Source organism: Nocardia albiluteola, from assembly GCF_018860155.1.
Taxonomy (GTDB): domain Bacteria; phylum Actinomycetota; class Actinomycetes; order Mycobacteriales; family Mycobacteriaceae; genus Nocardia; species Nocardia albiluteola.
Genome location: NZ_JAHKNI010000016.1, coordinates 93045 through 113412, shown reverse-complemented (window position 1 = coordinate 113412; position 20368 = coordinate 93045). Strand labels below are relative to the sequence as shown.

Annotated in this window: 19 protein-coding genes; 8 read left to right on the top strand and 11 right to left on the bottom strand. The window is 67.9% G+C overall.

The window, feature by feature from the left end; genetic code table 11:
- The first annotated feature begins 33 nt into the window (after positions 1 to 33).
- The 3 genes from KO481_RS35385 (at position 34) to KO481_RS35375 (ending at position 3216) form a co-directional block, all read left to right on the top strand.
- Entirely contained in the window at positions 34 to 579 is a 546-nt protein-coding gene (locus tag KO481_RS35385) for a TerD family protein (protein WP_308166900.1), read from the top strand.
- Between the two features lie 193 nt (positions 580 to 772).
- On the top strand, positions 773 to 1324 hold the full coding sequence (locus KO481_RS35380; RefSeq protein ID WP_215922858.1) for an aggregation-promoting factor C-terminal-like domain-containing protein: 552 nt from the start codon (positions 773 to 775) through the stop codon (positions 1322 to 1324).
- A gap of 278 nt (positions 1325 to 1602) precedes the next feature.
- Complete coding sequence (locus KO481_RS35375; protein ID WP_215922857.1) at positions 1603 to 3216, top strand: DUF885 domain-containing protein; 1614 nt, start codon at positions 1603 to 1605, stop codon at positions 3214 to 3216.
- 217 nt (positions 3217 to 3433) lie between these two features.
- Here KO481_RS35375 and KO481_RS35370 read toward each other — a convergent pair whose 3' ends face one another.
- Entirely contained in the window at positions 3434 to 4066 is a 633-nt protein-coding gene (locus KO481_RS35370; RefSeq protein ID WP_215922856.1) for a nitroreductase/quinone reductase family protein, read from the bottom strand.
- A 38-nt stretch (positions 4067 to 4104) separates the two neighbouring features.
- Here KO481_RS35370 and KO481_RS35365 point away from each other — a divergent pair, with 38 nt between their 5' ends.
- Both KO481_RS35365 and KO481_RS35360 read left to right on the top strand, forming a co-directional pair.
- A complete protein-coding gene (locus tag KO481_RS35365; RefSeq protein WP_215922855.1) occupies positions 4105 to 4689 on the top strand; it encodes a TetR/AcrR family transcriptional regulator in 585 nt (194 codons plus the stop codon).
- A 239-nt stretch (positions 4690 to 4928) separates the two neighbouring features.
- Positions 4929 to 6194 (top strand): DUF475 domain-containing protein, encoded by a 1266-nt coding sequence (locus KO481_RS35360; RefSeq protein WP_215922854.1) that lies wholly within the window; start codon positions 4929 to 4931, stop codon positions 6192 to 6194.
- Positions 6195 to 6371: 177 nt separating this feature from the next.
- On the opposite strand, the gene KO481_RS35355 is transcribed toward KO481_RS35360, so the two are convergent.
- The 4 genes from KO481_RS35355 to KO481_RS35340 all read right to left on the bottom strand — a co-directional run bounded on the left by KO481_RS35355 (position 6372) and on the right by KO481_RS35340 (position 10811).
- Complete coding sequence (locus tag KO481_RS35355; RefSeq protein WP_215922853.1) at positions 6372 to 8054, bottom strand: ankyrin repeat domain-containing protein; 1683 nt, start codon at positions 8052 to 8054, stop codon at positions 6372 to 6374.
- Positions 8055 to 8201: 147 nt separating this feature from the next.
- Positions 8202 to 9593 carry a pyridoxal phosphate-dependent decarboxylase family protein gene (locus KO481_RS35350; protein WP_215922852.1) on the bottom strand — a complete coding sequence of 464 codons (1392 nt, stop codon included), beginning with the start codon at positions 9591 to 9593 and terminating at the stop codon, positions 8202 to 8204.
- 401 nt (positions 9594 to 9994) lie between these two features.
- On the bottom strand, positions 9995 to 10258 hold the full coding sequence (locus KO481_RS35345) for a ribbon-helix-helix domain-containing protein (RefSeq protein WP_215922851.1): 264 nt from the start codon (positions 10256 to 10258) through the stop codon (positions 9995 to 9997).
- A 43-nt stretch (positions 10259 to 10301) separates the two neighbouring features.
- Positions 10302 to 10811 (bottom strand): mycothiol transferase, encoded by a 510-nt coding sequence (locus KO481_RS35340; protein ID WP_215922850.1) that lies wholly within the window; start codon positions 10809 to 10811, stop codon positions 10302 to 10304.
- Between the two features lie 361 nt (positions 10812 to 11172).
- On the opposite strand from KO481_RS35340, the gene KO481_RS35335 reads away from it, so the two are divergent.
- Entirely contained in the window at positions 11173 to 11520 is a 348-nt protein-coding gene (locus tag KO481_RS35335) for a DoxX family protein (protein ID WP_215922849.1), read from the top strand.
- A 234-nt stretch (positions 11521 to 11754) separates the two neighbouring features.
- Positions 11755 to 12393: a lipoyl(octanoyl) transferase LipB gene (gene lipB / locus KO481_RS35330; protein ID WP_215922848.1), complete on the top strand. Its 639-nt coding sequence runs from the start codon at positions 11755 to 11757 to the stop codon at positions 12391 to 12393.
- Between the two features lies 1 nt (position 12394).
- Here the strand turns inward: lipB and KO481_RS35325 are convergent, their stop codons facing one another.
- The 4 genes from KO481_RS35325 to KO481_RS35310 form a co-directional block, all read right to left on the bottom strand.
- On the bottom strand, positions 12395 to 13243 hold the full coding sequence (locus tag KO481_RS35325; protein ID WP_215922847.1) for an SAM-dependent methyltransferase: 849 nt from the start codon (positions 13241 to 13243) through the stop codon (positions 12395 to 12397).
- 314 nt (positions 13244 to 13557) lie between these two features.
- Positions 13558 to 13839 (bottom strand): hypothetical protein, encoded by a 282-nt coding sequence (locus KO481_RS35320; RefSeq protein ID WP_215922846.1) that lies wholly within the window; start codon positions 13837 to 13839, stop codon positions 13558 to 13560.
- A gap of 188 nt (positions 13840 to 14027) precedes the next feature.
- The gene (locus tag KO481_RS35315; protein WP_215922845.1) at positions 14028 to 15698 is read right to left on the bottom strand and encodes a hypothetical protein; all 1671 of its coding nucleotides are present in this window, start codon (positions 15696 to 15698) and stop codon (positions 14028 to 14030) included.
- A gap of 166 nt (positions 15699 to 15864) precedes the next feature.
- Entirely contained in the window at positions 15865 to 16473 is a 609-nt protein-coding gene (locus tag KO481_RS35310; protein WP_215922844.1) for a TetR/AcrR family transcriptional regulator, read from the bottom strand.
- Between the two features lie 81 nt (positions 16474 to 16554).
- On the opposite strand from KO481_RS35310, the gene KO481_RS35305 reads away from it, so the two are divergent.
- Positions 16555 to 16890 (top strand): hypothetical protein, encoded by a 336-nt coding sequence (locus tag KO481_RS35305; RefSeq protein ID WP_215922843.1) that lies wholly within the window; start codon positions 16555 to 16557, stop codon positions 16888 to 16890.
- Between the two features lie 70 nt (positions 16891 to 16960).
- On the opposite strand, the gene KO481_RS35300 is transcribed toward KO481_RS35305, so the two are convergent.
- The gene (locus KO481_RS35300) at positions 16961 to 17782 is read right to left on the bottom strand and encodes a YceI family protein (protein WP_215922842.1); all 822 of its coding nucleotides are present in this window, start codon (positions 17780 to 17782) and stop codon (positions 16961 to 16963) included.
- On the bottom strand, positions 17779 to 20367 hold the full coding sequence (locus KO481_RS35295; protein ID WP_215922841.1) for an MFS transporter: 2589 nt from the start codon (positions 20365 to 20367) through the stop codon (positions 17779 to 17781). Before KO481_RS35295 ends, KO481_RS35300 begins: the two co-directional genes overlap by 4 nt.
- Position 20368 lies beyond the last annotated feature (1 nt).

Sequence of the window (20368 nt, the reverse complement as noted above, 5' to 3'; positions counted from 1 at the left end):
CAACCGGGGACTTCCCACGAAAGGGAGCAGACGGTGCCGATACCACTGCCCACCGCGGGCGATGCGCCGCACGACTATCTGGCCATGGGGCTGGGCTGGGATCCCCCGCGGTGGCGGATGTTCCGCGCGCGCCCGGACGACATCGATCTGAACGCGGCGGCCCTGCTGTTCGCGGACACCGAGCTGATCGAGGTCGCCTACAGCGAGCAGCTGAGCGCGGCCGACGGCGCGGTGCGCCTGCACGGGGACAATCTCACCGGCGACGGCAGCGGCGACGACGAGCTGATCACCATCGAGCTGAGCCGCCTGCCCGAGCGGATCACCGCGATAGTGCTGCTCGTAACCTGTTATACGGGACAGACTTTCAACGACGTCCGCAACGGCTTCTGCCGCCTGGTCGATGCGCGCACGGGCGCGGAGGTCGCGCGGCACACGCTGCTGCGGGGTCCGCACACCGGACTGATCATGGGCCTGCTCCTGCGCACCAGCTCCGGCTGGCAGTACAGCGAGATCGGCGCTGGCATCGACGCCCGCCACCCCGTCGAGGCGCTGCCCCACCTCACGCGCTATCTGACCTGAGCCACGCGTCCGGCGGCGAACGCCGCGCCCGGTCCACCTCGGACACGCCGCGCGTTTCCAAACGATCTTGTAACGGTGCGGACACAGTGTGACCGCCTTACCGAAACGGCTATGAGCTCGTGATTTGCTGTGTCGAGCTCCCTTTCGCAATTCGAATGTGCCGGCCTCGCCGGTCGATGTGGAAGGACTCGACATGTCGATACAGCGACCGTCCCGGCTCACCGCCGAACTGCTCTGCACCGCAGCACTATCGATATCAGCCCTGACACTCTGCGCCACACCCCCGGCCCGGGCGGATTGCACGGTCCTGTGCGCGGACGAGGTGGCGCCGACCGCCGCGACGGGCTCGGCGGCCACCGGATCCGCCAGCGGCTCGGCCAGCGGATCCGCCACCGGATCGGCCCGGCTCGGGCCGAATCTGACCGGCATGGGGCTGGGCCTGATCCTGCCGCTCACCAGCATCACGCCCCGGGCGGTGGCCCTGATGATCGTTCCGACCGGCGAGTTCCCCTCGTTCGACCAGGTCATCACACACGAGAGCAGCTGGAACGTGGTGGCGGTCAACCCGAAGACCGGCGCGTACGGCCTCGGCCAGGCCCTGCCGCCGGAGAAGATGGCCGGCTACGGCCTGGACTGGCGGTACAACGCGGCCACTCAGATCCGCTGGGCGTACGACTACATGTGCGAACGTTACGGCAGTCCGGACGGGGCCTGGGCGTTCTGGCAGCTCCACCACTGGTACTGATCCGCCGCAACCCCGACTCCACGTCGTGGTCTGTTCGCACAAGAGTCACGACGATCGCCGGGCCCGTCCTGCGCGCTCCTTCGCGAATCTGTGGGTCCTACTGGCCGATCACCGTGGAGCCGTGTGGATCCGAGACCCTCGATTTCGTCACCGGGCCGCGCGCCCGGGCACGACGCACTCGTGCCCGCACAGTCGACCCGACTACTGACAGATTCGTCGGGATTTCGTCGGGATCGCATGCCGATGCGGCCGGGAGATGACCGGGTAACGTCGCGCGCATGACCGAGAGCTTTGTGCAGCGGGCCGGGCGGATCATCGATGCGATCCTGTCGTCCGACCCGGTGACCGCGTACTACGTCGGCGACCATCGGGCCGACGACCGGTTGCCGGATCTGTCGGCCGAGGCTGTGCGCGCGCAGGCCGCCATGCTGCGCGAGGCCTCGCATGCGCTGGCCGAGATCGACGACGACGAGCTCGGCGCGCAGGACCGGGTGGATCATGCGCTGCTGCAGCAGGAGGTCGACGGCAGGCTGTTCACGATCGAGGAGCTGCGCGAGCACGAGTGGAATCCCCTGGTGCACAACCCCGGACCGCTGCTGTACGGCCTCGTGGAGCGGCCCTTCGCCCCGCCCGGGGACCGGCTGGAGCTCCTCGCCGCCCGGCTGACGGCGCTGCCGGATGCCCTGGCCACCGCGCGCACCACGCTGGGCGAGTGCCCCCGCGTCCACGTCGAGACCGCGATCGGGCAGTTCGGCGGGGTCGCGGCATTGATCCGCGACCAGGCGCCCGCGCTGGCCGCACAGGTGCCGGGCGCACGGATCGCCCCGGTCGCCGACGCGGCGGTGGCGGCACTGGAGGAGTTCACCGGCTGGCTCGGCGACCGGCTCGACCGCTCCGAGCGCGATCCCCGCCTGGGCCGGCGGCTCTGGGAGGCCAAGCTCTGGCACACCCTCGACACCGAACTCGGCGCGGCTCAGGTGCTGGATCGCGCACATGCCCACCTGGAGCGGGTTTCGGACGAAATACGGTCGGCCGCAGGTGAGTTCCTCGGCGTCGCCGCGCCGGACGACGACACCGTGCGGGCTGCGCTGAATGCACTCGCCGCCGATCATCCGGACAACCACACCGTTGTCGCCGTCGCGACCGCTGCCTTGCAGGAGGCGAAAGACTGTGTGGCCGAGCATGATCTGGCAACCCTGATCGAGGACCCACTGGTCGTGCAGGAGATGCCCGAGTTCGCCCGCGGCGTCGCCGTCGCCTACTGCGATTCCGTCGGACCGCTCGAAACGGCGGACCTACCAACATTTTTCGCCATCGCGCCGACGCCCGCGGACTGGAGCGCCGAGCGGTCGGCCTCGTTCTATCGCGAGTACAACAACCATATGATGCGCAATCTCACCGTGCACGAGGCGATGCCGGGCCATTATCTACAGCTCGCGCACGCCCGGCGATTCCGCGGCTCCACGCCCGCGCGGGGGCTGTGCGCCAGTGGCACCTTCATCGAGGGCTGGGCCGTCTACGCCGAGGAACTGATGTCCGAGCACGGCTTCGGCGGCCTGCCGGTGCGGCTGCAGCGGCTCAAATCGCATCTGCGCATGACCATCAACGCGATCCTGGATCAGGGCGTGCACTGCGACGGCATGACGCAGGACCAGGCCATGGATCTGATGTTGCGCCGCGGATTCCAGGAGGAGGGCGAGGCCGCGGGCAAGTGGCGCCGCGCCCAGCTGAGCTCCACCCAGCTATCGACCTATTTCGTCGGCTACAGCGAGGTTTCCGCGGTCGCCGCCGCCCGTCCGGCCGGGATGCCGTTGCGGCAGTGGCACGATGCCATGCTCGCCCACGGCTCCCCGTCCCCGCGGCACCTGGCGGCGCTGCTCGGGGTTGGCTGACCAGGCAACCCCTCATCGACTACCGCGGCGCACGCACCAAACCGCCAAGTCGCCCACACACACCTGGTCCCCGAGCACCCTTTCCAATGTTCGGATGTACCGAGCCTTGTCGTGAGATCCCCTGTCCCGCATCGAATCCGCGATCGCGCCGGTCGATTCGGCTCGCCGGGCCTCGGTCTCGGACACAGGCGGATCGACCCGCATATCCAGCTGAGCCTCAGGGTGTTTCGGCATCCAGGTCGATGCGGATGACGAGCAGTTCCGTGCCGAGGGTTCGGACCACCATCGCGTTGAGCAGGCGCAGCGGATGTAGGCGGGACAGCTCGCGCTGCCTGCGCAGGGGCGGGTCGTCGGGCAGGACCGTGGCGCGGCCCGTATGCCAGACGAAACGCCAACCGCGCCGGAACTTCACCCGAACCGACGGCTCGGCAACGAGATTGGCCACGTATCCCGCGCGGTAGCCGTGTTCGGCGATGATCCAGAAGGTGTTTCCGGTCAGGCCGTTGCCGACCGGGGTGCGATAGCGGCGGCCGGTGCGCCGGCCGACCGTCTCGATCAACGCATATCCGAAGGGCACGAAGCCGATTCGGAACATCAACCGCACGGCCGGGTTCAGTAGCAGACGCTGGAAGGCGGCGACTGCGGCCCGCTTGCGGTCCGGCCACCGCGCCGTCAGCGGGATATTGACGGCCAGCAGCACGGTCACCACCCCGGGCAGCAAGGGTGAATGCGGGGCGGTGGGATCCAGTGCCCACCAGATCCACACGAGTGCGGCCATGACGAGGGACCCGGTGCCGACGGCGCGGGACCGGGATGTCGTGCGGCGTTCCGTATTCGGAAGGGCTTCCATACGATCGTATTGTTCCATACGAGTGTATGGTTGTCGATGTGCGGAGATACGGATCGACGAGTCCGGAGTTGCTGACCGACGCCGTCTTCGATATCGCGGGCAGCCGGGGGCTCGAGGCGGCGAGCATTCGCGAGGTGGCCCAGGCCGCGGGGGTGTCGATCGGTGCGGTGCAGCACCACTTCACGACGAAGGACGAGCTCTACACCTTCGCCTTCGCCCAGCTCGTCGACCGCGTGCGCGGGCGCCTGGCCGGGGTCGACCCCGAGGCACCGCTCGAGGATCGGCTGAGCTGCGCGCTGCGGCAACTACTTCCGCTGGACGACGAGCGCGAACGCGAGGCCCGCGTGATGCTCGCGTTCGCCGCCCGCGCGGCTACGAACGACTCCCTCGCCGAGATTCAGCGCCGCACCCTCGCGGAGATCCGGGACGAGCTCGGCGCGCAGCTGGCCGCGGGCGGCATCGCCTTCCCCGAGGTTCACGCGACAATCCTGCTGGCCGTGGTCGACGGCCTCACCCTGGACGCACTCAGCGCGCGGGGGCAGTACAGCCGCACGGACCTGGTGCGGGCCTTGATGACTCAGGTGCGGATGGTGCTGGCCGAACAGCGCGGGGAATGGCCGTAGGTCGAGGCGAATCGCCCTCTCCAGGCACGGCCGACTCGTGGACGCCACGGTTCGACACTCCATGACCTTTGTCACTCGCACCCGCTGCACCTGCGTCTTTTCGACTTGCACCCCGTAACGATTGTCGTGTGTGCCACGCGGCTGTCAGAATCTACTGAAGGGTTTCGATCACCACGACGGTGCCGTAATCCGTCGGAGAGCACGCCGCGGGCTCAGGCAGGGCTGACGAAAGGCGCGTCATGTTTGTGCGAGTATTTGCTCCGTCGTTCTTCGTTACGGCGGTGGCGCTGGTGGTAGCGCTACTCTACGGTGGCCCGCAGGCCATGGTGCTGGCTGCGGTACTCGGCATACTCGAAGTATCACTGTCTTTCGACAATGCTGTGGTCAATGCCGGTGTGCTGGAACGGATGAGCCGATTCTGGCAGCGCATGTTCCTCTCGGTCGGCGTGCTGATCGCGGTCTTCGGGATGCGGCTGCTGTTCCCGCTGATCGTGGTCGCGATCAGCGCCCATCTGGGGCCGATGCAGGCGCTGAGTCTGGCTCTGCACCCGCCGGGCAACGGCGCATTGTCGTTCCCGGACGGGCAGCCCAGCTATGAGGCCCTGCTGAACGACGCGAATCCCAAGATCGCCACGTTCGGCGGCATGTTCCTGCTGCTGCTGTTCCTCAACTTCGTCTGCGCCGAGCGCGAGACCACCTGGCTGGGCTGGATCGAGCGCCCGCTGGCGCGGCTCGGCCGGTTCACCATGTTCCCGGTCGTGGTGTCGCTGATCGTGCTGGTCGTCGTCGCGGGCGCGGTGGCCCCCGACGAGAAGGCCGATGTGGTGATGGTCGCCGGAGCACTGGGCATCGTCACATATCTCCTGGTCGACGGGCTGGGCGCGCATTTCGAGCACGAGCAGTCCGCCGGGCCGTCCCGGGTCGCTATGGCCACCGGGCGCGCGGCCTTCTTCGGGTTCCTCTACCTGGAGGTGCTGGATGCCTCCTTCTCGTTCGACGGCGTGATCGGCTCGTTCGCCATCACCGCCGATCCGATCATCATCGCCCTGGGCCTCGGCCTGATCGGCGCCATGTTCGTCCGCTCGATCACCGTCTACCTGGTCCGCAAGGGCACCCTGGCCGACTACGTCTATCTCGAGCACGGGGCGCACTGGGCAATCGGCACCCTCGCGGTGCTGCTGCTGTGGTCCACCGGCCACCCCATCAACGAGATCGGCACCGGCCTCGTCGGCGTCGCCATCATCGCGGCCGCCTTCGTCAGCAGCATCGCCTACAACCGGCGCCAGCGCAGGCGCAGCGCCCACCCCCAGGACTACCTGAACGACGACCCGACCCCCGACGCGGACATCCCCCAGGACGGCGACGACGCGGCCCTGCAATTGGCCGACCCACCAAGCCCGCTCCGCGACGCACCGAATCTCCTACGCGCAGAGGCATACCTCCTCCGAGGCGCCCCGAACCCGTTGCGCGAGGCGGGAAAAACGCTGCGTAAGGCCGCAGACTAGTAGTCGAGCCGGACCTTTCTCGTCGATGCTCCCGAACCCCCGAGTAGTCCTTATCGAATGCCGTTGACGAACAACAGGATTCACCGTACGACCGATACAGACAATTCCCTGCGGGGTGTGAGCATCGGCGCCCCGGCGGGCCCGAGTCCGGCCTTTCCCGGCTGATCGCGGTGGGAGTCAGTCGAAGATGCTGGTCAGGTAGTAGGACGCCCGGTCGGCAAGTTGACCGAGTGTGGCGATTCGGGCAGCGTGTGCATCGGCGGTGAAGTCGATGTCGATCGGTACGTCGGTATAGCCTCCGCAGGCCACATCGATGCCGTAGACGGGCCGGCTTCGGATGTAACCCTGGTCGCATCCGGTGATGATTTCCAGATCTGGGGTCACCTCGGCGAGGCCGCCCGGTTGGTTGAGCAGTTCGGCGACCGCGTCGTCGTCGTCCCAGTCTCGCTCGTCCTCATCCTCGTCCTCGTACTCGTCGCCCTCGTCGGGCAGGTCGACCGGAACGCCGAAAGCGAGCTGGAACCCGGCTACCATCCCGACCGCACCACCGAGGACGTCGATAGCGGTCTTGTTACTCAGCGAGTTGCGCAGTGTGCCTTCGGGTATCTGATCGACGATCTCGTCCCAGGGCAGCGCTCGCGCCTTTTCCAGTGCTGTGGCTATATCGGCGTACGCGATCTCGGTGAGGCCGGACCCTTCGGCGCGGCCAACGTGCAGTCCGATGACGCAGTCGGCGTACTCATTGGGGAGCGTGTTGTCGGTCTGGCCCATGTACAGCACGACGAGCGGTAGGCCGAGCCGCTGCGCCAGCGTGTCCATGTTCGCGCACATGGTTTCAAGCATCTCGAGATCGAGCTTGCCGTACATGGACCTTCCGGCTACCAGGTGAGCGGTCAGCCATTCATCGGCCATGAGGTCCATCGACCGCACCGGAGGCCGGGGCGGCTCGGGTGCCGCGGTGTGCCCGCCGGCTCGGATCAATTCGGCCCGGCACCGAGACAATTGGTCCGCGGTGGTTCGGTGGTCATCGCGCTTCCAGTCGGGGATATTCGGCGCCGCGAGATCGATCTCGAACAGCACCCGGTCGATCAGATCGACTGCGGTCATCCCCGGCAGATACCGCAGGGAATGGCTGTGTCGGACGGACAGTCGGTCGGTGCCGGTCACCGCGATGTTCGGATCGTCGGCCCGGGCCAGAATCCGGGCCAGAACCTCGACGTCGCCGCTCAATGCCGCCAGGTGCACCGGGGCCAGCCCCAACCCCCCGACCAGGTCGACGGTCGGCACTGTGACGATCAGATCTGTCAGCCAGGCATCCGCGGCCACGTGTCCATGGTCGCCACCGTCCAATACCAGCCTCATCAGCAACGTGATCAACGCATCGGTCCGGCCCTCGTCGTTGAGCGTCGGCTCCAGCAGCGGGCGTAGATCGGCGATGCGGTCCCGACGATCGGCCAGCGCGCCGGCCGCCGAGCCCCGGTGAGAAGTCTCGCCGGGCGTACGCAGCTGTGGATCAGCACCTGCGTCGACAAGCTGACGTACCAACGCAATCCGTTCCTCGGTGCCGAGCCCATCCATGTAGATGATGTAGGCCAGCGGGGACCCCCCATGCGTTCTGATCCGATTGACCTCCACACCCGCGTCGATGAGGGCTGGAACCAACGCCATCCGCGCCGCGAAACCGTCCGGGTCCTCCCTGCGCCGGCCGACGGCATCGGTCACGAGTCGGTCGAGCACGTTCGCGGCGTCGAGCGCGCCGATCGCGCCATCCGCGGCGACAATCTCGGCTAGGCGCGCCGCATCCGGCTCCTGCAAGAACGCCTCGATACTGTGGTTATCGTGTGTTATCGGTTGTGACATGGCGCGGATCGTACCCCTCAGCCCGAGGTTACTGCTCGTGGGAATCGTTGTGAGATAGGGCTTTTCGGCAGGGGACATAACCGATCCACCGTTTCCAGGAACACGGAAAGAGTTGACCGCGCGCAGCGAAGATGAGGAGGTTGTCCGTTATTCGATTCCTTCGGCCGCCTTGCTGATCGCCGCACCTGCCCGCACCACATCCCTCGAGGTCGTGCGCCAATTGCTGAAGGCGGCTCGGATGGCGGGGATTCCGTTGTAAACCGTTGGGGTGACAAAAGTTTCGCCGGTATCGGCGATCGCCTGGACGAGAGCGTGCACCCGCTCCGGGGTGGGCCGGTCGGCGAGGGTGAAGCAGGCGACATTGAGGCGGACCGGCGACAGCAGCCGGAATCGGCCGGTGGCGGTCAGCGCCTCGCCTAGCTGTGCGGCGCAGGAGATGTTGCGCTGCACGATATCTCGATATCCTGCCCGGCCGTACGCGGCGAGGGTGAACCAGGCGGCGAGGGCGCGGAGCCGGCGCGAGTTCTCCGGCACCAAGTGGCCGAAATCCGGTGTGTCCGTTGGGGCGGTGAGGTAGGCGGCGGAATTCAGGAAGGCTCGGACCTGTAGGTCCTGGCGGCGGGTAAACTGCACCGCGGCGTCATAGGGGACGTTGAGCCACTTGTGCAGGTCGACGCACACCGAGTCGGCTGCGGCGAGACCGTCCACCAGGTGTGCATGCTCGGGCGAGAGCGCCGCGAAGGCACCGAACGCGCCGTCCACGTGCAGCCAGAACGGAAAGCGTTGCCGCAGTGCGGCAATGGCGCGCAGATCGTCGAAATCGACGGTGTTCACGGTGCCCGCGTTGGCGACTACGATGGCCGGCCGTCCGGACAGTGCGCCCAGCGCGTCGGCGAGCCGGTCGACGTCGACGGCCTCCCGATCGGGCTGGGTGGAAACCAATTGCACACTGCCGCGGCCGATTCCGAGCATCGACAGCGACTTGAAGATACTCGAGTGCGGCGTGCCCGACAGCACGGTAACCGGGCCGAGCGCGCCGACACCGTCCTGTGCGACCGATACCCCGAGCTGTTCGCCCAGCCACTCTCGCGCGATCGCCAACCCGACGAAGTTCGACGTGGTGGCCCCGGTGACGAAGGCGCCCCGGTGCTCCGCCAGCCCGAACAGCTCGCCGATCCAGCCGATCGTCTCGCGCTCCAGCTCGATGGCCGCGGAATCCTCACCGCTCATCGCGTTCTGGTCGAGCACGCTGGTCATCCAGTCTCCGGCGATGGCCGCGGGTGTCGCACCGCCGGTGACGAATCCGAGATACCGCGGCCCGGCGCTGCCGGAGAACCTCGGTTCCCAGCGCCCCCGAAACTCCGAAAGCGCTTGGTGCAGACCGGATCCTGCCTCCGGCAACGCGGCCGGAGCTTGTGGCTGCTGCACCATCGCCACCGGCCGCTTGTCCAGTCCCAGCAGAACCTCCCCAGCCTCGGCACTGACGGTATTCAGCAGCGCGGGCAAATCGGCGAGGTCTTCGGCAAGTTTCGAGTCCACTGGTCCTCCACATCACGCGTTTCCTGGCTGCGACACTATGAGGCCGCGCAATCGCCTGTCCGTAGCCACTCACCAACTGCTGGACCGCCGCCACGAGCCTCTCGCGAACCGCCCGGCCGCACCTCCGCCGCTCAGGCGGCCGGAGCCGCTGGCCGCGCTCACCTCGATAGCCCGAGCGCGAGCATGCGATCAGCCCATGGCACCCTCGACGTCGCCCCGATGCGGCCCGACCAGCCCGCGGCACACCGAATCAACTACGCGAACAGGGAAATACGGTCGGCGGACCGACCACCAGCCGCGACGTACGAGTCATCCTGTCGTTCCATCACTTCCAGCGCTGACCGATGTTCAGGCTGATCGGCGTCGAACGCCGCAAACAGGGCCGAGGTCGGCAACGATGATCATCGCCGCGCCGCGCGCTGCTTGATGTGATCGTAGATATCGTCATCCATCTCTTGCACCGTGCGAGGCCGACCACCGTGAAAGACCGGCAGCGGTGTCGTACTCCGCGGCCGATCGGACGCTGCCAGCACCATGGCGATACCCCGGCGGATGAGCTCAGCCTTGCTCACACCGGTAGCTGCGGCTTCCGCGTGGAGTCGCATCTCCAGCTCATCAGTCAGATAAACAGTGGTCTTCACCATGCCATATTCGGTACCACCCATGAAGGCCCGTATGCCCCGCTCAGACGGGCCGCCGAATGCCCCGCTACCTCGTGCGCGCGAGCACCCCTCGCAGGTAGGCGGCCTGGCCGGCGTGCTGGAGGTCGTCGGATATCACGCTGACCAGGCGCACGCCGAGGGTGACCGGCGGGTCCCAGCGGGTGTCGACGACGCGGGACAGATCGGCATCGACCAGGCCTTGGACGTAACGCAGCGTCTGCTCGTGGACCGCGTCGTAGTAGCCGGTGAGTAGTTCGGCGGGTGCCTGGATGCGGGCGACGTCGTCGGCGCTGTCGCCGTATCCGGTGGCGCTCTCGGCGATCGGCAGGGCGAACCTGTCGTACCAGCCCTTCGCGGTCCATACCTGGTCGAGGCCCGCGACCTCGGCCACGTGGTCGTCCTGCACCCGCGTCAGGTGCCAGACCAGCCATGCGATCGAGTTGGCGCCCGGGTCGACGCGGTAGTTCAGCGCCTCGGCGTCGAGGCCGTCCACCGCCTCGTGTACTACCTCGCGTATCCGCTCGAATCCGTCGGTCAGCACATCGGCAACCGTCATCGCTCAGCGCTCCTTTCTCAATCCGACAACCTGACCTCGACCGTACCCAGCAGGACCGACATGTACCGAGTCCCGTTTACACAGGCGCCGCTCACGCACACGGGTGACCGACGCCGTGCGCACGTAGAGCCCGTTCGGGCGCGTGGCCGAACCTGCCGGATCGGTGTCGGGTAACCCGCACGCAGGGCGATACGTCGAGCCGGCGGTGCAGGTCCGCCGTCACGAGCGCATTCCACCCGCCGGCATCGGCACGACACACGCATGTGCCCCGGAGCACAGCACCACATGTCACGCTCGCGCCCCCTGCATCGTCAGTCCAGCACAAGACCATTCGCACAAGTTGAACAGGAAACGGATTCCCATGAACATCGCCTACTACATCGTCGGAGTCGTCGCGGCCCTGTGGATCGGTTTCTCGAGCTACTCGCTGTTCGCGAAGAAGGCATTCGTCGCCGACCCATTGAAGGACTACGGCGTCCCGGAGTCGTGGTGGAACTGGCTCGCACTGGCCAAGGGCGCGGGGGCGCTGGGCCTGGTCGTCGGAATGGCCATCCCGGGTCTCGGCGTCGCCGCGGCCATCGGGCTGATCCTGTACTTCCTCGGCGCGGTGCTGACCACCCTGCGCGCCCGCTCGTACAGCACCACCCTGTATCCGGTGTTGTACCTGATCCCCGCTGCAGCCACCCTCGCCCTGCAGCTTGCCCGCTAGGTGCCCCGGAGAGACCGCCGCGCCACAGGCGCGGCGGTCCTCGGCTGTGCGTCGAGCCCGCCCCGGGAACGCCGACGAGATTCCCTTCGCGCTACCGGGATCCCATGTGGGCGTGCGCTTCCCGGGATCTGGTCGAGGGTGAACCCCCGGCACGGCGCGGGCCCTTCCGACCGAGTCGGCGCGTTCGGCCCGCACCCGGCGCAGCCCGCACTCGCGCGGACGTACCCTCGACGTATGAAGTCTCGGCCGCTGACCCTGATCCAGGACGATCTCGTCGACTACGACAAGGCCATGGAGCGCATGGCCGAGATGGTCGAAGAGCGGCAGCGGGACGAACGCCCGGACACGCTGTGGTTGCTGAGCCACCCGCAGGTGTACACGATCGGCCGCCGCACCCCGCTCGAGCATCTGCCCGACCCGGCCCGTCACATCCCGGTGGTGGAGACGACCCGGGGCGGGCAGCTCACCTATCACGGTCCCGGGCAGCTCGTGGGGTATCTGATCGTGAAGCTGGCGGCCGGCGAGGGGGTGGTCGACTATATCCGCGAGGTGGAGTTCCGGCTCATCGAGGCGCTGGGGACACTCGGGGTCGCCGCACAGCGCCGCGATACTCCGCCCGGTTCCGAACTGCTGACCGGCGTGTGGACCACCGCGACGGGCCGCAAGATCGTCTCGATCGGCATGCGGCAGAGCCGCGGGGTCACCAGCCACGGCTTCGCGCTCAATGTGGACGGCGATCTGGAACCGTGGCACTGGGCGGTGGCCTGTGGTCTACCGGAGGTGGACATGACCTCGGTCCGGCGCGAAATCGGCACGGCGACAATGGATCAGGTTCGCCCGGTGGTCGCGGCGGCGTTCGAGGCCGAGCGGTAGCTCAGGGCTTGGCGGCGTAGACGCAGCGTTCGATATCCGAGACCGGACCCGACCGCCCGAGCGGTTCCAGATACCGCTTCGTATGCCCCGCGGCGTCGGCCTGTTCGCGCAGCTGCCAACCGTATTCGGCCAGCAGCGGCTCGACCTCGGCCGGGCTCAGCCCGTAGGTCCAGATCGGGTCGCGCCCCTGCACGAACCGCCGGTGCGCCCGGGCGGCGCCGTAGCTTTCGGTGCCGTCGAGGAAATCCCTTGGGACGTAGGTGAATCCCAACCGGCTGCCGGATGCCGCCGTGCTCAGGAACCGCAGCGTGGCGCGCACCGCCGGTTCGGTCAGGTACTGGGTGACGCCCTCCCAGACGAAGAGGGTCCTCGCCTCGGGCCGGTGGCCACACGCGGCCAGCATGGTGCCCAGATCATCGGTTTCGAAGTCGATGGGCACCTGAACAACGTTGACGGGCACGGGCATTCGCTTCCGCTTCGCGTCGAGATTCACCGCCATGTCCACCTCGTAGACCGGGATACCGCGCGGCGCGGCCATTCGGTAACCGCGCGTGTCGAATCCGGCGCCGAGCAGAACCACCGCCTCGATGCCCTCGTCGATCGCTTCGGCGAGCCGGTCGTCGAAATAGCGCTTGCGACAGGCGATGCTGTTCCACAGCCCTGATGCCTCGCGGTCGGTCATGGACATCAGCAGCCGCCGTAACGGCGCCGGGCCGACAATCCACCGCATCGTCCCGGGCAGCATTGCCGCTGCGAGGCTGTCGCTGACCAGCCGCCGCCCTTCAGGTAGCCGATACTCCCCGGCCGCGATCACTATCGGGCCGTATGCGGTGCCCGTCTTGTCCACCATCGTCGACCATCCCCGTTCGCTAGATGTCCGACCAGTATTCCCGGCTACTACCATTGATGGTTCGCAGGCGGCGTCAAGATTTCGCCAGCAGCCGGGGATGCTCGCCGCCCGCCAGGCGTCGGGTGGGCTGTGTGAACGCGGTACCAATCACCGGGGGCGCCTTGCACGGCCGCACCGGACACCTCTTCGCCGGCCGGTCCGTCCGGGAAGGTCCGTGCGCTCAACGCCCCAGTGGCCGCCCACACGCCCGGCTCCGCGCACCCAGCGGCCCACGCCCGGCAGCCCCCGCGTGCCGGGCGTCGCGACGACCGAGACTAGAGGCTGCTCCCGGTAGGCGGCAGCACCTGGGGCTGCGGCTGGGGATGGCAACGCGGCCGCCAGTATTCGTGCCAGCGGGTGCAGTGCCAGTAGTACCAGTCGTCGTAGTCGGCCTGCACGATTCCCGGTCCGGCGACGACATGGGTCGCCGCCTGCGGCACGGGCTCGGCCATCGCGGCCGCCGCGGTGAACATCGGTGCGGCGACGAGCGCGGCCGCCAACGCGATCCGACCGACCACTCGCCCCTTCGGCGAGCCGGTGCTCGAGTTCCTTGTCACGATTTCATTCCTCTCGAATCAGCTTGCACGGCAACCGAATACGCGATATTCGCCACAGGGCTCCGCGATCCGTACCTCCATCAAAGCCCGACTCGTGCACGGAATGAAGTCCACAGCGCCCATCTTCAGCCGATCATCAGACGCCCGAGTACCGTCAGATCGTCCGGGAGACGGCGCCCGGCGACTCGTCAGATCGCAATGCGGCCGCGGCGGACCCGATCGCGCAGCTGAGCGGGCACGGCCAAGACGCCCGTGCCCTCGATCCGGGTATGCGGCCCAAGGGTTTCCGGGCTTACCGACAGCCGGGGCGCTGCTCCCTCCACGCCGAACTCCCATTCCCGGATGGCCTCGTCCGATATCGGTACCAGCCCGCTGTTCGCTCCGGTCGGTAACGGATCCTGGCCGAAGTGGGTGCGCAGGGCGTTCACCTGCGATGCCAGGTCCGGACGCAGCGGCGGTGGCGGCCGGTGCCCGAGCCCATGGTCGTTGGATTCGAGCCACGCACGCAACCGATCGACCGTCGGCGATTCGCCCAGCGCATCGGCGCGGCCGAAGTCGATCTCGCCCGCACAGCACCGCACGTGGAGCATGATCCGGCCCTCCACGGCGATGCACCATTCGCTCGAAGTTCCGTGGCCGAGATCGAATTGGTAGTAATAATGTGCCGTCCCGAACGTGCGACTCAGATCCGCGAGGCGCAAGTACAGCTCGGCGTCCCAGTCTTCGGAGTCAGCGATGCGCAGCGCCCCGTCGTGCACCGCGAGAGTCCATCCGTCCAGCACAGGGCTAATGAACACCTGCGGACCGGGGTAGCTTTGATACCGTTCCTGGAGCTCCGGCGAATACATATGCATGTCCAGATACACGGGCTGCCTCCGCCAAAACCCGAAGCCCATCCGCATGGTCGCCGGAATCGGATCGTGTAGCGCGAGGGCTCGCAGCACCGCGCCCTGGTCGGAGGTCGGCAGCGCGAACCATGAACCCATGCCGATGCTGTCGCGCTCGGGCTCGGGTGCCGCCTCATGGCGCTGCTTGCCTCGGATCAACCGCTCGAGCGCGGTCAGGTCCGCCGGTGACAGACAGTCCCAGCCCAGTTCGGCCAGCGCCCAGAGCGCCGCGCGCCGCGCCCGCGAGCCCGACCTCCGCACCCCCCGCACCACACCGGCCACGCCGGGGCCGAACTCGACGATCGCCTTGACGGCGGCATCGCGCACCTCCAGAACCGGACTGCCCAGCAGCGCAAGGAGAACCGGCAGATGCGGGCACCGCGCCGCGGCGACGAAATCACCGGAATCCGCGCAGGGGTCTCGCCAGCAGCGGACCGGCGATGCGACATGCCCGGGCGGTACCGCTGGGAGCGAGGCCGTGGGCAGGCCCAACACGGTCAGCAATGGGCCGCGAAGAGGCTCTATCAACGCCGCATGGTCCATCATCGACTCGAAGAACGCCCACAGCGGGGCCCTCCTGAGCGCTTCGAGGCAGTCGGGCCGGGCATACTCGGCCGCATCGTCGAGCAGCAGTCGCAGAATCACCAGGTAGGGCTCAATCCCGGCGGAGTGGTCGCGGCCGGACAGGACGCCCCACGCCCGCCGCCGAATATCCGCATCCCGGTCCGTCAGTATCGAGTGCGCCTGTTCGGCGGTCCACACCCTGACGATCGCGGGCGTCGCCCTGTCCTCGTCCGCCTCGATGACGGCCTGATCCAGCACATCCCACGCGCGCCGCCGCACACTCGGGTCCGGATCGGCCATGACCCCCGCCAGCTCCCGCTCGCGACCCCTAGGGACCGTTGCCAGCCTGCGCCCAGCCACGACGCTGACCCGCACCAGCTCCCGCACGACCGATTCGCTCTCCCTCACGCCCGAAATCTAGCGCAGCCCGCCGACACGAACCTCCCCCACTTTTGAGGGGGAACGCCAAGCGCCACAGAGCATTCACCGCACCGGCCCTCAGCGAAAACGGGGCCGCATCGCGCAGGGCCGCTACATCCACGACAGCTGCTCCCTGGCACGAGCTCGATATCCCCTATTCGCCCGACACGCCCTGGGCATCTTCATACTCGGCCGCGCCTTCCGGCGCACCGTGCACAACATCGTGAAAAGCACGCCGGAGCAGTGCCGTGATCCGCTCGGGGTCGGCATCGCGCAGCCCGTCGAGCTGGAGCAGATGCCGCCCGATGACGGCCCCCAGAGTGATCGCCCCGATGAGCCCGGCGCGCAGGTCCGCGTCGGTATCGGCCATATGCGCCGCAGCCTGTCGCTGCACGGCCGTCATGGCGACACGGACGTCGTCGGCGGCCTGCGGATGGGTGAACATGGATCGGATCGCCGCCAACGCATCCATCGGCTGCTCGACGAGCTTGCTTTCCAGGACAGCCAGGAGCTGTTCGGCCGCCTGCTCGGGGGTACCACCCACCTCACCGTCCCGTTCGAGGCCCGCGACCTGGGCGAACAGGTTGGCCTTCGACCCGAAGTAGCGCATGACGAGCCCGGGATCGGTGTTCGCCTCGGTCGCGATCGCGCGGATGGTGGTCGATTCGTAGCCGGCCTCGGCGAACAGGGCACGCGCCGCCCGCAGGATTCGCGCCTGAGTGGCGCTGCGCTGCTCGGCGCGGGTGGCGGGTCGGGCACTCATCCGCTCAGTCTACGCCGTTGACCGAATCGGCAGGCCCTGCTACTTTCGGTCTACATTGTTGACTGAATAAAGGTGGTTCCCGTGTTGCTTACGGTCCTGCTCTCGGCGCTGGCCGGCCTGATGGGCGCGAATGCGGTCCCGCATTTCGTCAAAGGCATGGTCGGCGAACAATTCCCGAACGTCTGGGGCAACTCCGCCCTGCTCAATGCGATCGCCGGGACCCTGGGTCTCGCGCTGGCGGCCGCGCTCGGATACTGGGCGGACATCCCCTCGCACGCCGCCGCGGGCATCGTCTGCGCATCGGCGGGCGCGCTGGTCATGGCGGTCTTCCACGGACTCGGCGGCGCCTATCACCTGAATACCGCCCTGCACCGTCCGAACCCGCCGCGGGTCGGCAATTCCGCTGCGGCACAGTAACGTACACCGGACAACACAAAGGCCGCCCCGGTCCCTCACCGAACCGGGGCGGCCTCGTCGTGCGGGGCGGCTACATCTGCGGCAGCGACTCTCCCTGCACGAGCTCGATATCCAGATCGATCTTCACCGCGGTGCCGACCGCGGCAATGCCCGCGCGCACCATGGCGTTGTAGTCGATCGCGAAATCGTTGCGGTGCAACTGGATCTCGGCATGGAAGGCGGCGCGGGTGCCGCCCCACGGGTCGGGGCCGAAGCCGCCGTAGGTGACATCCAGCTCGATCGGGCGGACCTGGCCGTGCAGGGTGAGTTCACCCGGCATCACCAGGGTGTCGCCACCGGTGCGGCGGAATCCGCTGCCGCTGAACGAGATCACCGGGTACTTCTCCACGTCCAGGAAGTCCCCCGAGCGCAGGTGGTCGTCGCGCATCCCGATGCCGGTATCGATGCTCGCGGCCTTGATCTCTGCGAAACCCGTTGACTTCTCCAGGGTTTCGGAGATGTCCAGCCGTCCGCTCACCTCGGCGAAGCGCGCCTTGATGCTCGCGATGCCCAGGTGCCGCGCGGTCGCGATCACCGTCGAGTGCACCGGATCGATGGTCCACGGGCCCGGCGGCAGGAGCGGGACGGTGCCCGCCTCCGGCGCCAGGGTGATCTCCCCGAGCCTGCCCGAACCATCGCCGCCGACCCGCGCGACCTGCGCCACCGGCGCGAAGCCCGGCGCGGTGATGATCGCGGTGCACACGCCCGCGGGCAGCGGCTCGGTGGCCGCCACCCCCGTCGCGTCGGCGACCGCCCGGGCCAGCTGGCGCCCGGTCAGGTCGGTGACCGTCAGCACCGCATCCGGCACCGGCCAGCCCTCGGTGGTGTGAATACGCGCAGTCAGTCCATTCATGACCGGTTTGCCGCCTCCTCGTATCCGAGCCGCACGTCATGGCTGATCTCGCCACCGGCGACGGTGACCTGGCTGGTCACCGGCGGGTAGCCGCTGGCGACCACCGTGTATTCGCCCTCGGGCAGATCGGACACCACGTATTGGCCTTCTTCATCGGTGCGTGCGCTCGCGACCGGGGTGCCCGTCGCATCGAGCACCGTGACCTGGGCGTCGGGCACCACGTGACCGTTGGCCCACGCGGCGCCGGACAGCACCGTCATCGGCGAGAGCTCCACGTCGTGACGCAGCAGCCCACTCTCGGGCACATTCAGCGTAATCGCGTTCGGCCGCATGTGCTCGGCCACCGCAACCAGCGTATACACGCCGGACACCACGCCGTGGCAGACGTACCCGCCGTCGGCGCCGGTGACCGCCGCGCCCACGACCTCGCCCCGCATATCGGTCAGGGTGATGGTCGCCGACGGGATCGGCTCCTGCCGCCCGGCCGCGCGCACCACACCCGAGAGCTCACCCGAGCCCTGCAGCGAGATGTCCAGCGACTGCGGCCGATCGCCGACGGTGACGTTCACCGCCGCGGGCTGGTGCCCGCCGGCCGAGACGATCAGCACGTAGCTGCCGGACGCCGGGGCGCCGATGCTGTAGCCGCCGTTGGAATCGCCGGTCCCGCGCGAGACCTGGTGGCCGCGGGTGTCGATCAGGGTGAGCGCGGCGCCGGAGACCGGTCGCCCGTCCTCGCGGCGGACGCGGCCGCCGATCGTGCGCGCCCCGCCGTTCGACGAGGTGAACTCGGCCGCCGAACTCATGACCGCCATCTGTGACACCGCCGTTCCATTCGTATGTGCCGCAACGCCGTTGCCGTTGCGCTCGATCGCGGCATGCCTGCCCGCGACCGCACCGGCCAGTACCGGTTCGGGCTCGGAGATCGCCCGCGCGGCGCCCTCCCAGACCTGGCTCTCTTGCCAGTCGTCCGCGTCCACCAGCGCCTCCGCGCCCTCGATCGGGGGCGGGGTGGCCTTCGGATCGGCCAGCGGAATTTCCTTCATGAACAGCAGCACGAGGCAGGCCACCAGCGCCACGCCGGCCGCGGAGTAGAACACCCCGTGCAGCGAGTTGGTAAAGCCGATCAGGATCGGATCCTTGACCATCGACGGCAGCGCCGCGATGCCGCTGGTATTGCTCTGGATGCTGCCGAGCTTGGAGGCGTCGAAGCCGTGCGGCAGGTGCCCGCCGAAGGCGTCGATGATCTTGTGCGGCAACAGGTTGAACATGATCGTCAGGAAGACCGCGACGCCCAGGGTGCCGCCCATCTGCCGGAAGAATGTCGCCGACGCGGTCGACACGCCCATGTCCGTGCGCGGGCCCGCGTTCTGCGCGGCAATGATCAGCGTCTGCATACAGCCACCGAGGCCCAGGCCGATGACGCCGCTGAACAGCAGCGGCTGCCAGATCGCGGTGTCGTAGTGGACCTGCGAGTACAGCAGCGCGCCGATCGCGATGATGAAGGTGCCCACCACCGGCAGGAACTTGTAGCGCCCGGTGTACCGGGTGATCTGACCGGAGATCAGCGAGCCGATCATGATGCCCGCGACCAGCGGGAGCATCAGCAGCCCCGCCTTGGTCGGCGAGTAGCCGCGCACGACCTGCCAGTACAGCGGAACCATGGAGATCGCGCCGAACATCGCGACACCGACGATGAAGCCGCCCGCGATGACGATGCTGAACGTCGAGTTCTTGAACAGCCGCAGCGGGATCAGCGCCGCGTCCTTCATCAGGTACTCGATGAAGACGAACAGGATCAGCCCGATCGCGCCGATGGCGTAGCAGATGATCGCCTTGTTGGTGCCCCAGCCCCAGGTGCGGCCCTGTTCGGCCACGATCAGCAGCGGGACCACGCAGATGGTCAGCGCTATCGCGCCCCAGTAGTCGACCTTGTGGTTCTGTCGTTGGTGCGGCACGTTGAGCACCTTGGTGACCACGCCCAGCGCGATGATGCCGATCGGCACGTTCACCAGGAACACCCAGCGCCAGCCCTCGAGGCCCCACAGGTGGTCGAAGCCGGAGAACCAGCCGCCGAGCACCGGTCCCAGAACCGTGGAGATACCGAAGGTCATCATGAAGTAGCCCTGGTACTTCACGCGCTCACGGGCCGGGACGATATCGCCGATGATCGTCATGGCCAGCGACATCAGGCCGCCGGCGCCCAAGCCCTGGAAGGCGCGGAATCCGGCCAGCTCGTACATCGAGGTGGCGAAGGTACACGCCGCCGAACCGATGACGAAGATGGTGATGGCGGTGAGGAAGAACGGCTTACGCCCGTAGATGTCGGCGAGCTTGCCGTACAGCGGGGTGCTGATGGTGGCGGTGATCAGATAGGCCGTCGTGGCCCACGCCTGCTGGTCGAACCCGTGCAGGCTGTTGGCGATGCGCACGATCGCCACGCTCACGATGTTCTGATCGAGGGCGGCCAGGAACATGCCCAGCAGCAGACCCGACAAAATTGTCATGATCTGCCGATGCGAGAGCATCGGGGGCGCGTCCACCGCCACCGGTCGTGCTGCCGGCGCCTCGGTAGTCGTAGTCGTCATA

Coding starts and splice junctions, on each gene's coding strand:
- KO481_RS35380 (WP_215922858.1), top strand. CDS start 773: ATGTCGATACAGCGACCGTCCCGGCTCACCGCCGAACTGCTCTGCACC.
- KO481_RS35375 (WP_215922857.1), top strand. CDS start 1,603: ATGACCGAGAGCTTTGTGCAGCGGGCCGGGCGGATCATCGATGCGATC.
- KO481_RS35370 (WP_215922856.1), bottom strand. CDS start 4,066: ATGGAAGCCCTTCCGAATACGGAACGCCGCACGACATCCCGGTCCCGC.
- KO481_RS35360 (WP_215922854.1), top strand. CDS start 4,929: ATGTTTGTGCGAGTATTTGCTCCGTCGTTCTTCGTTACGGCGGTGGCG.
- KO481_RS35355 (WP_215922853.1), bottom strand. CDS start 8,054: ATGTCACAACCGATAACACACGATAACCACAGTATCGAGGCGTTCTTG.
- KO481_RS35345 (WP_215922851.1), bottom strand. CDS start 10,258: ATGGGTGGTACCGAATATGGCATGGTGAAGACCACTGTTTATCTGACT.
- KO481_RS35340 (WP_215922850.1), bottom strand. CDS start 10,811: ATGACGGTTGCCGATGTGCTGACCGACGGATTCGAGCGGATACGCGAG.
- KO481_RS35335 (WP_215922849.1), top strand. CDS start 11,173: ATGAACATCGCCTACTACATCGTCGGAGTCGTCGCGGCCCTGTGGATC.
- lipB (WP_215922848.1), top strand. CDS start 11,755: ATGAAGTCTCGGCCGCTGACCCTGATCCAGGACGATCTCGTCGACTAC.
- KO481_RS35325 (WP_215922847.1), bottom strand. CDS start 13,243: ATGGTGGACAAGACGGGCACCGCATACGGCCCGATAGTGATCGCGGCC.
- KO481_RS35310 (WP_215922844.1), bottom strand. CDS start 16,473: ATGAGTGCCCGACCCGCCACCCGCGCCGAGCAGCGCAGCGCCACTCAG.
- KO481_RS35300 (WP_215922842.1), bottom strand. CDS start 17,782: ATGAATGGACTGACTGCGCGTATTCACACCACCGAGGGCTGGCCGGTG.
- KO481_RS35295 (WP_215922841.1), bottom strand. CDS start 20,367: ATGACGACTACGACTACCGAGGCGCCGGCAGCACGACCGGTGGCGGTG.